This window comes from Plesiocystis pacifica SIR-1 (genome assembly GCF_000170895.1).
GTDB classification, from domain to species: Bacteria; Myxococcota_A; Polyangia; order Nannocystales; family Nannocystaceae; genus Plesiocystis; species Plesiocystis pacifica.
Window position 1 is genome coordinate 140,725 of record NZ_ABCS01000003.1, and the last position, 15,233, is coordinate 155,957.

Here is a 15,233-nt window from a genome sequence, read left to right on the forward strand (position 1 = left end):
TCGATGATGGGGTTTGCGACGCTCAGGTCGCGGCGCGCAGGCCCTCTTGATCGAGGAGCACCACGGTCCGGCCGTTCATGTTCAAGAGCTTCTTTTTCTTGAACTGGGCCAGGGTCAAGGAGATGGTCTCGCGCGTCGAGCCGATCAGGTTGGCCATCTCCTGGTGGGTGATCTTGAGGCCGATCTGCAGGCCGTCTTCGGTCTCCTGGCCGTACTCGTCGCCGAGCTCGAGCAGCAGCGCCGCGAGCTTGGCCTGCACGTCCTTGAACACGAGGTGCTCGAGCTTGGTCTCGAGCTGCTTGCGGCGGCGGCCGACCTCGCTCATGAACGCGAAGCACAGCTTGGTGTCTTCCATGAGCAGCTCGCGGAACACCTCGATGGGCAGCTCGGTGATGATCGCGTTCTTCATCGCCTCGGCCATCTCTTCCCGAGGCGAGCCGTCGATGACCGCGAGCTCACCAAAGATCTGACCGGCGCCGCGGTAGGCCAAGGTCAGCTCCTTGCCGTCGCGGGTGACCTTGCTGGTCTTCACGCGACCGCCGTTGATGAAGAAGATTTGCTCGCCGGGATCGCCGGGCAAGTAGATGACCTGGCGTCGGGGAATCTCGCGCAGCTCCACTTGCGAGACCAGTTCTTGGAGTTTGGCTGGCGTCACCTGCGACAGCAGGGGAATTTTGCGCAGGTGCCACAGAACTCGCTTCTCGTCCTGGCCCCGGTCCTGTGACTTCTTGCGCCCGCTCATTCGCCCTCGATGGTACTGATGGTTACGAAAGCGGGCAAGATTGTTAGCTCGCTGACGACTGGCAGTTCATCACTGGGCGAAATCGAACTGTCGAACCCGATGAGCGATTCGCGGCATTGACTTTGCAGAGGAAACTCGATGTGATGGAGCCTACTCATCCATGTCGCGGGGACGACCCCAGCGGCGTGCGCGTGAGGCGGGAAATTGGTGTAATTCCAAGCTCTTCGCCAACGCAACGGGCAACGCTGGAGTGTGTCTCGGTGTCAACGAATCCCAACACTTTTCAGGGCCTACGTAAAAGTTTCATAGGGCAGTCTGGACTCGCCTCGAACCCCTTCGACCCCGTCGAAGCCCGGTCTCGAGGCGATCTCGCGACCCGCGAGGGCGAGCGTGGCTTCACGCTGACCGAGCTGATGGTCGTGGTCCTGGTGATCGGCATCGTGGCGGTCGTCGCGTTCATCGGCATCCGCGGAAACCAGTACGAGGGCGCCTACCTGCGCTTCACCGATGACCTGCTCGGGACCCTGGTGCAGTCGCGCAACCGGGCCATCGACGATCAGACCACGGTCCGCGTCGAGGCTCAGCAAGATCAGCTCGAGGTGTGGTGGACGAACCCGGACACCAAGCAAGAGGAGTTCTTGTGGGGCAACTACCGCGACCGCATCGACGGCGGCTTGATCGGCGACAGCGCGTGCATCACTGGCTTCTCCGCTGGCATCTCGGCGCCCAGCGAGATCAACGACAACAACGCCGTGCTGCCGACGGCGTGCCTGCTCAACCCGCAGAGCATCGTGTTCCAGCCCGACGGGAGCTTCATCGATCCCACCAACCCCTTCGACGACGCTGGCATCACGCTGGTGATTCGAGACACCGACTCGGACGCCGTCGAGTACTCCATCATCGAGATCTTCCCTGGCGGCTTGATCCGCAAGTTCGACGGACAGACACCCCCATGAACGCACGCGTCATCGACACTCAACAACTCGCTCGGCGACGGCGAAGCCAAGCTGGCTTCACCATGGCCGAGGTCATGGTCGCGCTGATCGTGTTCATCGTCGCCGTCGTCGGGCTGGTGGCCATGGAGAAGCGCGGCATCGAGGCCCAGCGCGCGTCCATGGAGACCCGCGAGGGCGAGCGCCTGGCCCAGGAGGTCATGGCCGAGCTCCTGGCCACGAACTTCTCCGAGCTCGTCGAGTTCGACTTCGACGGCAACCCCACGCCGGCGCTGCCCTACGACGACCTGAGCCTGGGGACCTGGGTGATGCGCGACTACGGCGAGGTGCCCAACGCCACGGGCGAGCGCCCGCCGGGCCTGCGCACCGACTTCTTTTGGGTCGGCCGCGAGGTCGATCGCTGGCCGACCAACGGCGTCGGCACCCCCGAGGCCGTGCAGCTCGAGGTCACCGTGTTGTGGATCGACTTCACCAACCCGGCCTTCCCTCCGCCGGCCGACATCGACACCGAGGACCTCACCCCCGACAACCTCGACCCCGCGTCGCCCGATTACTTGCCTTGGGTCCGCGGCGTCCAGCTGCGCACCGTTCGCGTCCAGGATAGCTGAGATGACCATCGAACCTGCTTTGTTCGAGCGACTGACGAGGGCCCAGCGCGCCCGCGGCTTCACCCTCATCGAGCTCATGGTCGCGATCTTGGTCTCGTCCATCGTGCTCGTCGGCGTGTTCGCCTTTGCGACGATCCAAAAAGACACGGCGCGCTTGCAGCAGCGCCAGGTCGTGGTCCAGCAGGCCCTCGAGGGCTCGATGCACTCCATCGGCACGGACCTGCGCATGGCCAGCCTCGGCTTCGGCCGCGTGTGCAGCGAGGTGCGGGTGTTCTCGGCCAACCAAAACCGGCTGATCAACCCGGGGGCCGTCGACGCCACGGACGTCGCCAACGTCTACATCGACGGCGTCACCGAGGAGCCCTACTGGGTGCTGCGCGACGGCGTGCAGGCGCACTGGCGCAGCACCGGCGTGGGCAGCATCGACGGCTCCGAGGCGACCTCGGCCTCGCCCACGAGCGCCGCCGACAGCCTCGACGTGTTCCGCGGTGAGCTCAACGCGGTCCCCGGCTCGGGCCTGTTCGAGGTCCAGAACTTGCCGGCGAACAGCGGGGCCGGGGTCGCGCTGACCTTCGAGAGCAGCAGCTTGCTCGACAACGCCAACGCCACGCAGCTCCAGGCCGTGCGCCAGCTGTTCGCGCCCGGCTCCTTCGTGCTGGTCGTGCCGCGAGCGACGGGCAAGGAGAGCTACGTGCCCGAGCGCCAGTACCAGTGCGCGCTGGTCCAGGTCACCGGCGAGGTCGAGCCGGGCGGCGGCGTGACCAGCTGGAGCTTGCCCATCGCCAACACCTCGCAGTTCAACGCGAGCCTCGAGACCCTCCTCGACCTCGATCTGATCGCGGGCGGGGCCGGCTCGGCCACGCCCACCGACGCCGACAAGAGCACGGTGACGTCCAAGAACGGCGCCGAGTGGGGGGCCGACTGGGAGCCGGCGACCTTCAGCGGAAACCTCGAGCTCATCCCCCTCGGCCGCGTCCGCTGGTCTCGCTACGAGATCGACTTCACCTTCCCCGACCGCCCGATGTTGGTCCGCTCCGACATCATCGGCTGGCGCGACGGCGACCCCACCGTCAACGTCGCCGGCGACTACCCGGGCTGCACCGGCGGCGTGTGCCGCATGCCCACGCTCTACCTCCCGAGCGTCGCCGACCAGCCGCCCCGCGTCGCCATCGGCCCGATGATCGAGGACATGCAGATCGCCGTGGGCTGCGACGGCTGGGACCCGAACTCGGCTCCCGTGACCGAGGGCACCATCCCCGCGCCCGACCCAGGCTTCGAGGAGAAGGGCCCCGGCGATGGCGGCCAGGCCAACCAGGCCAACCGCCGCGTCGACGACCGCGCGAGCACGGACGACCGCGAGAACGACGAGTGGATCGGCAACGCGGTCAACGAGACCTGGGCGCCCGACTGCGTGTCGTGGGGCACGGGCGAGCGCAACGCGGCCGAGTGGGCGACCTCGGGCCCGGCCTCGGAGACCGCCGACGCTCCAGGCTTTCGCATGAGCCCCCAGGTCGTGCGCGTGACCTTGCTGGCCAAGCACGACGTGATCGCGGGCGGGACCGACTCCGTCGTCGATCCCTTCTTCAACGAGCTCGTGGCCATCGAAGATCGCGCGACGATGGACTCGGTCGTGGGCCGCCGCGAGTACCAGACGCTGACCGAGCGCTTCAAAGTCCGGAACAGCCGCTGGCGCGACCCGAACTTGTTCTGAGCGAGCTACTCCGAGCCTGCGATTGCCGCGCAGGATCGGTCCAAGCGTCCACGCCCCCAGCGCAGGCTCCTGCGCTGGGGGTGACGCTTTTGGGCACGGGGGATCTCATGGACCGCCGAGAATGGGCGGTGGGCGATTCCGATCAGGCCATGAGCGCGGGCGTTGGCGCGCGGCGAGGTCGATGCGCGAAAACAGGTAGGGCTGCGATCCGTGCGCGCGGGCAAACACTGACACCATAAAAATTCCATGGTGCTTGATCGAGCAACAGCATTGGGTGGTCAAAAGGACAATGGTCTGGTTGGTGAGAAGCATTCAAAAGCGTGATTATGGGAGTTTGGAAGGGGGTCGCGGAGTGTCCAATTCCGACGCGAGCGAAATCGCCATTCGTGACTGTGCATATTTTTAATCGTGCCATGTTCGCATTTATGCCCATAGAGCATATGGGCTCGAGCGGCCACATCTCGAGGACAGGGTGGCGCTTGTTGCGCATTGCAGTTATCGGACTCTGTCGGGGGACAGGTGACCAAATTGGGCACTCGATCGCGCTGCGAACGCCATCATGACTCACATAAATTTTTTGCACAAAACGAAATGCCGCTCACAAAAAAATCTGTTAGTCAGACAGTACTGTGGTGCGTCGACGCTGGTGGATGAATATGCCTTTCGCCAAACATAAAGGATACCGGGAGCCCGAAGCTGCTTTCGATTCACGCCTGTCCAAGCGGCGGCGTGAACGCGGCGCCACCATGGTGAGCGTCATGCTGCTGACGGTTTCGATGTTGACCATCTCTGCACTGGTGATTCGGTCAGCGAACCGAGAGGTGTCTCAGGCCAACGCGCAGGTGTCCCGCGAGCGTGCGCTGATGGCCGCGCAGGCCGCGGTCGACCTCGGCGCGGCGCAGCTCCGCGTGGCGATCGACAACGCGGGCGTCGAGACGGTGCTCGGCAGCGCGTTGACTGGCTACAACCCCAGCGGCGACCCGGCCATCTGCGAGACGATCTACCAAGACTGCATCCCCGGCGGCGGCGGCGATCCGGACGTGCCGGTGACCGGGCAAAAGAACCGCTGGATCACGGGCAAGTCGGACTGCGCCGGTCGACCCTGCATGCGTCAGGGGGCCATCGCGCGGCTGCCGGACGCCAACGGGAACCCGACCGACTGGGTCCAGGTTCCGCTCCGCGACCTGCTCGAGAACGCGGACCCCGAGGCCCGCGTGACCTTGTGGATCCGCAACAACGCCTCCGACGCGATCGACACCAACAACGGCGGGGGCAGCTGGACGGCCGACGGCGACGGCCGCGTGGTGCTGACCGCCATGGCCACCCTGCGCAACACCACCGTCGCGGTCGAGCAAGAGTACGTGCTCGCGCCGGGCTCCGAGAAGCAGGCGTGGTCGATGACGTCCCCGGACATCGGCTACGGCGGCGGCCACAACAACGACAACGTCATGGCTGACGTGTGTCTCTCGAACTTCGCCGGGCACGAGGGCTAGCAATGGATACTCGTTCGAACTCGAAGCTGTCTCGTGCGCACCGCGTGCGTCGCTGGCTGGTCCAACTCGCGGGCGCCCTGCTCTTGGTCGCCGGGGTCGTCGGCTACTCGGGCTCCACCGAGGCCCGCGTCGATCCCTTCTATATCGTCCACGGGCAGAGCTACGGGGCCGTGGTCCCGCGCATCCTCTTTGTCCTCGACACCTCGGGCTCGATGGGCTTCGAGCAGCCCTGGCCCGACAAAAAGTGCAGCTGGGACAACTGCGAGGACGGCGACGCCGGCCTGCTGCAAAGCCGCATGCACGCCGCCCGCAACGTCATCCGCTCGATCGTCGAGGCCAACGAGGGCACCGCCGAGTTCGGCCTGATGAGCTTCGGCATGGCCAAGCCGCCGGCGAGCGCCAGCGAGGTCCCCTACGAGTGCTACTCGTGGGACCACGGCAAGTGGATGCGCTTCACCTGGGTGAGCTACGCCAACCAGCCCTACGGCAACGTGTGGAAGCCGCTGACCAACGCCTTCGGGACCCAGGGCTCGTGGACGCTGTGCGGCGACAACCGGCCCTTCCCCTACCTGCGCCACGACGACCTGGGCGGCTTCTCGATGCCCAACAACAGCACCGAGGCGCTGTCGGACACCGAGCCGTTGGTCAAGACCCACGCGGACATCAACGCCTTTTACGACGGGGCCAACTTCACCCGCCGGGTCCAGTTCTTCCCGCGCTACCTCGGCCGGCGCTTCAACCTCGACTGCGGCGACCCGAACAAAAAGGCGATCGTCAACGGCTCCCACGGCGACTGGGGCGAGTCGGACAGCGCCCGCGAGTCCAACATCTGCGGCCGCGACTTCTACTACTGGCCCTACGTCGACGGGAACCCCGGCTACTCCTTCTACTCGGGCTACAGCTTCGACGACATGTGGCACGTCGAGTGCGACGACAACGGCGAGTGCTGGTCGACCAACAGCGCGTCGCACCGCCTGGGCACCAACCGCCGCAACCAGTACGAGGGCGCGACCCTCTACGCGCCCTTTTACTCCGAGGCCGTGCTCAACGACCCGGACATCCCGGCCAGCGCCAAGGGCCCGCTCAGCGTCGGCGAGGGCCTGACCACCATCGAGGGCCTGACCTCCAAGGCCTTCGCCGGCGGCATCGACCTCAGCGGCGGCACGCCCTGGGCCGTGGCGATCGGCGACGTGGGCTACATGGTCAAGGAGAACGCCCAGGGCGAGCTCGAGGCCAAGGCCGCGCTGACCCAGAGCAACGCCGCCTTCTCGCACACCACCGTCGCCTCCTACCTGTCCTTCATGACCGTCCACAACGAGGACGACGTGTGCCGCCCGACGGCCGCGATCCTCGTGACCGACGGCCAGCCGGACCCGTGGTGGAAGCAGGGCGGCACCAAGCTCTACGACCGCCTCCGCAAGCTGCGGCAGGTGCTGGGCGTGAAGACCTACATGGTGGGCTTTTCCCAGGGCTCGTGGAGCGACCCGCTCAAGTGGGAGCGCATGCACCACATCGCGTGCGCTGCCTCGGGCGCCAACGACGTCTACTACCCCTGCAACGGCAGCAACGACTACGACTGGGACACCTGCGCCAACCCGGACGATCCCCAGGACGGGTGCGCGTGGCTGGCCGCCAACGACGAGGAGCTCGCCAAGGCGCTGCGGACGATCATCGAGGAGACCATCGAGAGCGAGATGCCCTCGGGGGCGCCGACGCTCGCCAACGACTTCCAGAGCTCGGACGTCGAGGACCCCAACGCCGACGACACCTCGGTCCAGACCGCGATCCGGGCCTACACGGAGGCGCCCTCGTGGCGCGGCCACGTGGCCCGCGAGGCCTGCCTCGACGAGGACCCGGACAACCCCGGCGAGCTCGCGGACTACTGCAAGAACGCCGCGACCTTGCCCATCGAGACCGAGGAGGACGAGAGCTTCGGCCCCTGTCCGATCGGCCGCGTGTGGGACGCTGGCGAGTGCCTGGTCGCGACCAACTGGAAGGACCGCCGGCTCTACACCCACAACGACGACAACGAGCTCGTGCGCATCCTCGACGAGGGGGAGGCCACGTCGGGCTTCGCCGAGATCGTGATGGAGATGAACCAAAAGGGGCTCATCGATCCGCCCCTGACCCCCGGCAACGAGGGCAACGAGATCCGGGCCATGGCGCAGTACCTGGCCGGGGCCGCGGGGAACGAGGGCTGGAAGCTCGCGGGCATCGCCAACTCGGCGCCGATCCTGATCCGCCGCGTGCCGCAGTACGACTCGAACTTCCTGCCCGGCGTGGGCATCCGCGACCCGCACTGCGCGGGCCGGCGCAACGTCCTCGGCGAGGACGTCCCCAGCTCGCTGCAAGCCTACGCGGGCAAGGCCTGGAGCCTCAGCTCAGGCGCGGGCTACGGCGACCACTACGAGTACGCCGAGGCCGTGCTGATCGGCGACGACGCCGGCCTGCTGCACGCCTTCCACTATGACAGCGGCAACGAGCTGTTCGCCTTCCTGCCGCGGGCGCTGATCAACAACTCGCGCGTGCTGTCGATCAACGGCGCGACCAACTTCGGTCAGGGCGAGGGCCTCGAGGGCCACGTCTACGGCATCGCGTCGACGGTCAACGCCGGCTGGATCTACGACGACGAGGAGCAGACCTGGCGCCACCTCGCGGTGTTCGGCTTCGGCCCGGGCGGCGACGAGATCGTGGCCCTGGACGTCTCGCACATGGCTCGGCTCGCCGACGACGACCCCGTCGAGGTGCTGTGGACCAGCGACACGGCGAGCATCTCGGGGCTCTACGACCAGACCCTCGGCGAGACCTGGTCGCGCCCGGCGATCACCTACGCCGTGCCCAACGACACCATGGGCGTCGAGCCCAAGGCCTACCTGGTGTTCGGCAGCGGCTACCGCGAGGGCGCCGGCTGGGGCAAGCGCGGGCGCGTGGTCTGGATGGTCGACGCGGCCACCGGCGAGACCGTCACCCAGCGCGCCATCATCAAGAACGTCAACCAAGACACCACCTACGACGTCAAGGCCGACGTGACCCAGGCCGGCGACGTCGCCGTGACCTCGCACTGCCTGTCGCGCTACTGGGGCGAGATGCAAGAGGCCTACTGGGTCGACCCGGCCGGCCGCCTGTTCCGCTGGGACCTCGCCACGGCGGGCTCCGACGTCGAGTCCTTCCCCCACGTCGCGGACAGCGGCGGGACCTGGACCAAGAACAGCCAGGGCTACTACGTGGGCAAGGAGGCCTTCCGCTTCCCGGCCTGCGAGGGCGCCGGCGAGTTCAGCTGCACCGTCGGGGCGATCAGCGCCAGCGGCAACAAGGGCGAGCCCTTCACCTTCTCGCCCGCGGTGGTCGCCAACAACCGCATCGATCCCATCAACGGCAACGGCGGCGCGCTCGATGCCGGGCAGCGGGACATGTTCCTGCTCGCGCTGGTCAGCGGCAACGCCAACGACGACGCCATCGACGGCGGCGACGAGGACAACGCGTTCCACTCGAGCATCTACCTGATCGCCGACGACCACCGCGACGATCCCAACAAGGGCTTCGACATCCCCGGCAACGCCGCGGTCACCGAGCCTGGGGGCCACGCCCACTTCATGCGCCTGCCGCTCAGCCAGATCGAGCGCACGCGTCACATCCAGTACCCGGACGGCTCGGAGGAGTCGCAGACCCGCGTGTTCTCCAAGCGCGCCCGCCCCCTGCGCGCGCCGATGATTCGCGTCACCGGCGTGTCCGACGGCGTGCAGCAGGTCAACGCCGAGGTCTTCTACATCACCTACACGGTCTACGAGCCCGGCGACTCCAGCTGCGACTCGCGGTGGTTCGACCCCGAGACCAAGGAGTGGATCTTCGACCAGGGCGCGACCTACGAGCTGACCTTCCGGCTCGCGGTCGAGGGCGGCCAAGCCTTCGACTTCCAGACCGACTACACCCTGCCCAACGATCCCAACGACGGCTTCGGGACCGGCGGCGCGCTCTCGCAGGTCTCGGTCTCGCAGGTCGGTCACGGCTGCGAGGACGGCAACTGCGGCGCGATCCTGCGTGCCCCGAGCACCTCGCCCTGCGACCCCAACGTCGCCGCGCCGCCGGTCGGTGGCGTGACCTCGGTGGTCACGGGCTCGTCCGAGCTCGACGGCTTCTCGCCCCTCGAGATTCCGCTGTGAGCCCTTCGCTTCGAGCCCACAGCGCGGGCCTGTGGGTCGCGCTCTTGGCCCTCTCGAGCCTGTCCTCGACGGGGTGCAACCGGGACGCGGCCTACACGGCCATCCGCGGAGCGCCGGACGTGACGGCGGCCGAGCGCGAGGCGGCCGAGCTCGACGCGGGCGAGGAGGCCGTCGCGCTCGCGCCCGAGCTCGACCCGGACTTGGGAGGCCAGGCCGAGGAGGCCTTCGACCCGGCCGACGCCGACTGGCGCATCCCCATCGACAAGCAGCACGCGCCCGAGCCGGCGGTCGAGTCTGGCGCCGAGGCCGGGGCCCCACCCCCGCCGCCCGTCGCGGCGCAGCCCGGCCCCGCGGAGCGCTCGGTGGCCGGGAAGGAGCGCGAGGACGGCCCGTCCGTCGAGGACTTCCAGCGCCCGCCCAGCACCATCTCCGAGCCGCCTCCGCGCCCCGTGGGCGGTCCGGCCATGCCGGTGCCCTCAGCGCGGCCAGGGGCGCCCACGGCCGGTCCTGGAGGCCCTGGGAAGCGGCCACCAGGCGCGATGCCGCCGCCCGGCGACCGGCCCTTGCCGCCGCCGGGCTGAGCCGTCGAGCGCCGCGCCTGCTAAGATCGGCGCGATGTCCGGCGCGCAGGATCTGCCCGAGCCCATTCGCCACCTGCTGCATCAGGTCGGCCACCAGCACGACAGCCCGCGGACCCGGCGGGTCTTCACGAACCGCGACCTCGACTTCGAGAGCATCCCGGTCGTCGGCTTCGACATGGACTACACCCTGGCGCGCTACCGCCAGCACCCCCTCGAGGCCCTGTCCCTCGAGGCGACCGTCGCCAAGCTGATCGACCGGGGCTGGCCCGAGCAGCTGCGCGGGGTCCAGCCCGATCCGGAGTTTGCGATCCGCGGCCTCGTCGTCGACACCCGAAACGGGAACTTGCTCAAGATGGATCGCCACGGCTACGTCGGCCGCGTCTATCACGGGCGCAGGATGTTGAGCCGGCCCGAGCGCAAGGCGCTGTACAGCTCGCAGCGGGTCGGCCGGGAGCGCTCGCGCTTTGCCTACGTCGACACCCTGTTCGCGCTCCCGGAGGTCACCCTCTACGCCGCCGTCGTCGATCTCATCGACGCCCAGCCCGAGCTGTGGGGGGCGGGGGCGCCGAGCTACGCGGAGGCCTGGGACGCGGTCCGCAAGGCCATCGATCTGGCCCACCAAGACGACAGCATCAAGTCGCGGATCAAGGCCGACGTCGCGGCCTACTTCGACCGCGACCCGGACCTGGCCCCGACCCTGCACAAGCTGCGCTCGGCCGGGAAGAAGCTGTTTTTGCTGACCAACAGCTACTACCCCTACACCCAGGCGGTGATGGCCTACCTGCTCGACGGCGCGCTCGAGGCCTACGGCGACTGGACGCAGTACTTCGACTGGATGATCGTCGGCAGCCGCAAGCCCAGCTTCTTCTCCGACGCCGAGCCCTTCCTCGAGATCGATCGGGTCACGGGCGAGGTCCACGGAGGCCCGCGCGCGCAGCCGCAGCGCAACCGGGTCTTCCAGGGCGGCAACCAGGCCGGGCTGCAGGCGGTCATGGGCTGCCGCCCCGACCAGGTCATCTACGTCGGCGACCACATCTACGGCGACATCGTGCACAGCAAGAAGACCTCGGGCTGGCGGACGGTGCTGATCGTCGAGGAGCTCGAGCGCGAGCTGAGGGTGCGCGCGGACTACCAGCCGGCCCTCGACGAGATCCGCTCGCAGTCCGACCTGTGGGAGGTGCTCAGCGAGGCGGTCTCGGAGCAGCGCTACCTCCAGCGAGGCCTGCGCCAGCTCGACGCGGCCCTGGTCGCGCAGACCTACGCCGCGCGCGGAGAGGTGCTGAGCGAGGCGAACGCCGAGGTCATGCTCGGGGAGCTCCGGGCCGAGGCCAAGGCTCGCTTCGAGCGCTTGCGCGAGCACGAGGACGAGGTCGCCGAGGCGGTCAAGCGACGCAGCGTCCAGGTGGATCGCGCCTTCAACCACTACTGGGGCTCGGTGTTTACGGAGCGCTACGACGCGAGCTTCTTCGGCGAGCAGCTGGTCAACTACGCGTGCCTGTATACGAGCCGGGTGAGCAACTTCTTGTTCGTGAGCCCGAACCGCTACTTCCGGGCACCCCACGGCTCCATGCCGCACTGGTTTTGACTTTGCCCCCGCAGAGGGCTCGAGCCGGGGGCGCTTCGTCGCTGTCCGCTCCTCCGCTTGGGCCGTGGGGCAATGGGGGTCGTGTCTCGAGGGGGCGTGAAGTCGTTGCGGAGGGCGGGGCGTCGTCCTCGACGCGCTCGTTCACAGCCCCCGAGGCAACCGGGAGGCGCGGGCCTTGACGGCCTCGAAGTAGCGCCGGCCGACGGGGATCGAGCCGCCGCCCGCGAGCTCGAGGCGTCGACCCTCGCGCCCGGTCACGAGGGCTTGGATGGCGGTCCAACGCACGATGTGGCGGCGGTGCACCCGGACGAAGGGCTCGGGCAAGGTCGCCTCCCAGTGGCCCAGGGTGGTCGGGGACAGCAGCGAGGGCTGCGGCCCCGCGAGGTGAAACTCGACGTAGTCGCCGGCGCTCTCGATGCGCAGCACCGAGTCGGTGTCGAGCCACGCGATGCCCTCGGTGCTTCGCACGACCAGGCGCGGGGGAGCCTGCCCGCGTCGGGGGAGCCTCGCCGCGGCGCGCTCGAGGGCCTCGAGCAGGCGCGGCGCGGACACGGGCTTGAGCACGTAGTCGATCGCGTCGACGCCAAAGGCCGCGACCGCGTGCTGGGCGTGGGCGGTCACGAACACCACGCCGACCCGGCCGGCCCACGAGCGGGCGATGTCGATGCCGTGCTCGCCGCGCATCTCGATGTCGAGCAAGACGACGTCGGGGCGGTGACGCGCGAGCAGGGCCTCGGCCGCCCGGGCGCTCCCCGCCTCCCCGACGACCGCGACGCCCAGCTGGCCCAGCAGCGCCCGCAAGCGGCGGCGCGCGGGGGGCTCGTCGTCGACGATGAGGGCGGTCAGGGCGGCGCTCACGGGCTCGGGACCTCGCCCGGGGGGCTGCGCAGGGGGAAGCGGAGCGTGGTCTGGACCTGGCCGTCGGCGGCGTCGAGGCGCAGGACCCCGCGCTCGCCGTAGGAGGTGGCGAGCCTGCGCCGGGTGTTGTCCAGGCCGGTGCCCAGCTCGAGCTCGCCCGCGAGCGCGCCCGAGTTGCGGACCTCGCAGCAGGCCTCGGCCCCGGCCGCCCGCGCGCTCACGCGGACCCGCTGGATCCCCTGGGCGTCGCGGGTGCCGTGGCGGATCGCGTTCTCGACCAGGGGCTGGAGGAGGAAGGGCGGGCAGTGATGCCCGGCGAGGGCGGGGTCGAGGCTCAGCTCGGCGTCGAGGGTGTCCTCGAAGCGCTGGCGCTGGAACTCGAGGTAGGTCTCGAGGCGGGCGAACTCGTCGGCCATGGTCGCCCCGGCGCCCTCGTCGAAGGCGTCGCGGAGGAGCTGCGCGAGGAGCTCGAGCATGCGCTGGGCCTGGGGCGGGTCTTCGTCGATCTTGACCGCCAGGGTGTTGAGGGCGTTGAACAGGAAGTGGGGCTCGAGCTGGGACTGGAGGGCCTGGAGCAGGGCCTCTCGGCGCTCGGCCCGGGCGAGGGCGTGGCTGCGCTGCTCGTGGTGCAGGGCCACGGCGTGGCGGGCCGCGAGGATGACCGAGGTCCAAAAGGCCGACAAAACGAGGACGAACACCGCGGTGCCCAGGTGATCGATGGGCGCGCCGGGGTCGTCGTCGAACGCGAGGATCGAGCCCGTCCACGCGAGGCTCAGGCCCGCGATCACGGCGAGCACACGCGCCGGGCTCGGAGGCTGGAGCAGGCGCATGGCGACGGTCGACAGGGCGAAGCCGAGGGCGCCCAGGGCCGCGCCGCCGAGGGCCAGGCGCCAGGGCTCGCCGTCGGCGGACAGGGCCGCGAGGGCGGCGATGGTCGCCGAGGCCAGGGCCCAAAAGCCGAGGTGCGCGAGCGCGGGCAGGTGCTCGATGCCCCGGTCCAGGCTCGACCGGGGAGGCTCGAGGGGCTCGGCGGAGGCGTGGTGGGCGGGCGCGGGCATGTCGGGGCGCGGCGATCTTAGCCCAGGGCCTCGTGCAGCTCGGCGAGCGCCGCCTCGAGGGCGGCGTCGCGGGGGTCCGGGCCAGACAGCTCGTCGAGGACGAGCACGGGGACCTCGGTGTCGACGGGCACGCCGACGAACTCGAAGCGCTCCCCGGCGGGGGTGGTGTAGACCTCGTTGCTCAGGCTGAACGACCAGCCGGGCAGGGGCAGGGGCTTGCTCAGCGAGTCCGAGAGCGCCCCGAGGCTGGGCTGACCCACGAGCTGGACGTGCTGGAACTCGCGCATGGTCATCAGGAAGACCTCGGCACCGCTCGCGCTCAGGGGGCTGGACAGCACGCGCACGGGGCCCGACCACGGCTCGGCGACGGGGGTGATCACGTACTCCCGAGGGGGCAGGAGCGCGCCCTCGTGGACGGCGGCCTTGCGGTAGCCGACGCGGGCCTGATCGGCGAAGCGCGCCGCGATGGCGCGGGACACCGAGTCGAGGCCGCCGCCGTTGAAGCGCACGTCGACGACGAGGGCCTGGGCGTCCCCGAGCTCGTCGATGGCCGCGTCGATGGCCGCCTCGGCCGCGGCGATCTCGGCGGCGACGAGCTCGTCGCCGTGGGTCCAGCCCCCGCCGCCCGCGAGCAGGGTCTCGAGGTCGATGTCCGCGGACAGGCCGATCATCCCCAGGATGAGCACGTAGCCGACCTCGCCGTCGATCGTCCCCCAGTAGATCTGGTCGTTGGCCCCGACGCCCAGGGGCGTGACGTAGTCCGCGAACACGAGCTCGGCGTTGAGCTGGGCCGCGAGCTCGACGTACTCGCCAAAGTCCTGGGTGTGACTCTGGGCCTCGAACTGCGGGCCCAGGCGCGCGCGCAGGGTCGCGCTCGCGCCGTCGAAGGACTCGACCCCGTCGCTGAGCAGCATGTGTCCGTCGCGCAGCGGCGCGAGGAGCTCGACGAGGGTCGCGTACAAGCTGCCCGCGTCGGTGACCTGCGCCCGGGCGTCGCGGGCCTCGTCCCAGTCCACGCCGACCACGTCGAAGTAGGGGAAGTGCTCGTCGACGGTGTGCCACACGAGGTCGAAGGTGGCCCGCGGATCGGCGGCGCCGTCGAGGATGCGGTCGGGGGCGCACGGGGGCGGCAGCTCCGGCGCGCGCTCGAAGGTGATCTGCGTGGTCGAGTCCGTGTAGATCAGCGCGTCCGCCTGGGGGGTGACGCCCAGCTCGGCGAGGGACACGTCCGCGCCGGCGAGGGCCTCGTCGCGGACGCAAGTCTGCGCCGTCACGTGCAGCACCGAGGCCGCGCCGTCCTCGACCTCGAGGACGTAGCCGTAGCCCTGGGAGCGCCAGTGCTCGACGTCGGAGGCGGCCTGCGGCGCCGGGCTGACGCAGGCCAGGAGGGAGGGGGAGGCCACGAGGAGCGCGGGCAAGAGTCGGGTCATGGGCCGAGTGTGGTGTCGGCTCGGGGTCGGGCCCAGCTCGCTTCGGTGAACGAC

Annotated in this window: 11 protein-coding genes; 7 read left to right on the forward strand and 4 right to left on the reverse strand. The window is 69.3% G+C overall.

Annotation, left to right across the window (positions count from 1 at the left end):
- Window positions 1–22: 22 nt before the first annotated feature.
- Window positions 23–742: a Crp/Fnr family transcriptional regulator gene (locus PPSIR1_RS02685; RefSeq protein WP_086000951.1), complete on the reverse strand. Its 720-nt coding sequence runs from the start codon at window positions 740–742 to the stop codon at window positions 23–25.
- A 143-nt stretch (window positions 743–885) separates the two neighbouring features.
- On the opposite strand from PPSIR1_RS02685, the gene PPSIR1_RS02690 reads away from it, so the two are divergent.
- The 7 genes from PPSIR1_RS02690 to PPSIR1_RS02720 all read left to right on the forward strand — a co-directional run bounded on the left by PPSIR1_RS02690 (window position 886) and on the right by PPSIR1_RS02720 (window position 11,833).
- The gene (locus PPSIR1_RS02690; protein WP_086000952.1) at window positions 886–1,698 is read left to right on the forward strand and encodes a pilus assembly FimT family protein; all 813 of its coding nucleotides are present in this window, start codon (window positions 886–888) and stop codon (window positions 1,696–1,698) included.
- The gene (locus tag PPSIR1_RS02695; RefSeq protein WP_157595140.1) at window positions 1,695–2,303 is read left to right on the forward strand and encodes a type IV pilus modification PilV family protein; all 609 of its coding nucleotides are present in this window, start codon (window positions 1,695–1,697) and stop codon (window positions 2,301–2,303) included. The genes PPSIR1_RS02690 and PPSIR1_RS02695 overlap by 4 nt, the downstream gene beginning before the upstream one ends.
- A gap of 1 nt (window position 2,304) precedes the next feature.
- Complete coding sequence (locus tag PPSIR1_RS02700; protein WP_045115231.1) at window positions 2,305–4,014, forward strand: PilW family protein; 1,710 nt, start codon at window positions 2,305–2,307, stop codon at window positions 4,012–4,014.
- An 863-nt stretch (window positions 4,015–4,877) separates the two neighbouring features.
- On the forward strand, window positions 4,878–5,507 hold the full coding sequence (locus PPSIR1_RS02705) for a hypothetical protein (RefSeq protein ID WP_232296422.1): 630 nt from the start codon (window positions 4,878–4,880) through the stop codon (window positions 5,505–5,507).
- A gap of 44 nt (window positions 5,508–5,551) precedes the next feature.
- A complete protein-coding gene (locus PPSIR1_RS02710; protein WP_006969446.1) occupies window positions 5,552–9,667 on the forward strand; it encodes a pilus assembly protein in 4,116 nt (1,371 codons plus the stop codon).
- Window positions 9,664–10,248 carry a hypothetical protein gene (locus PPSIR1_RS02715; RefSeq protein ID WP_006969447.1) on the forward strand — a complete coding sequence of 195 codons (585 nt, stop codon included), beginning with the start codon at window positions 9,664–9,666 and terminating at the stop codon, window positions 10,246–10,248. The genes PPSIR1_RS02710 and PPSIR1_RS02715 overlap by 4 nt, the downstream gene beginning before the upstream one ends.
- Window positions 10,249–10,282: 34 nt before the next feature.
- On the forward strand, window positions 10,283–11,833 hold the full coding sequence (locus PPSIR1_RS02720) for an HAD-IG family 5'-nucleotidase (RefSeq protein ID WP_006969448.1): 1,551 nt from the start codon (window positions 10,283–10,285) through the stop codon (window positions 11,831–11,833).
- A 141-nt stretch (window positions 11,834–11,974) separates the two neighbouring features.
- Here PPSIR1_RS02720 and PPSIR1_RS49050 read toward each other — a convergent pair whose 3' ends face one another.
- From PPSIR1_RS49050 to PPSIR1_RS02735, 3 genes are read right to left on the reverse strand one after another with little or no spacing between them, the layout of a single operon-like run.
- The gene (locus tag PPSIR1_RS49050) at window positions 11,975–12,691 is read right to left on the reverse strand and encodes a LytR/AlgR family response regulator transcription factor (protein ID WP_006969449.1); all 717 of its coding nucleotides are present in this window, start codon (window positions 12,689–12,691) and stop codon (window positions 11,975–11,977) included.
- Window positions 12,688–13,749, reverse strand: coding sequence for a sensor histidine kinase (locus tag PPSIR1_RS41660; RefSeq protein WP_006969450.1), 1,062 nt, complete (start codon window positions 13,747–13,749; stop codon window positions 12,688–12,690). The genes PPSIR1_RS49050 and PPSIR1_RS41660 overlap by 4 nt, the downstream gene beginning before the upstream one ends.
- A gap of 17 nt (window positions 13,750–13,766) precedes the next feature.
- Window positions 13,767–15,179 carry a S41 family peptidase gene (locus tag PPSIR1_RS02735; protein ID WP_006969451.1) on the reverse strand — a complete coding sequence of 471 codons (1,413 nt, stop codon included), beginning with the start codon at window positions 15,177–15,179 and terminating at the stop codon, window positions 13,767–13,769.
- Window positions 15,180–15,233 lie beyond the last annotated feature (54 nt).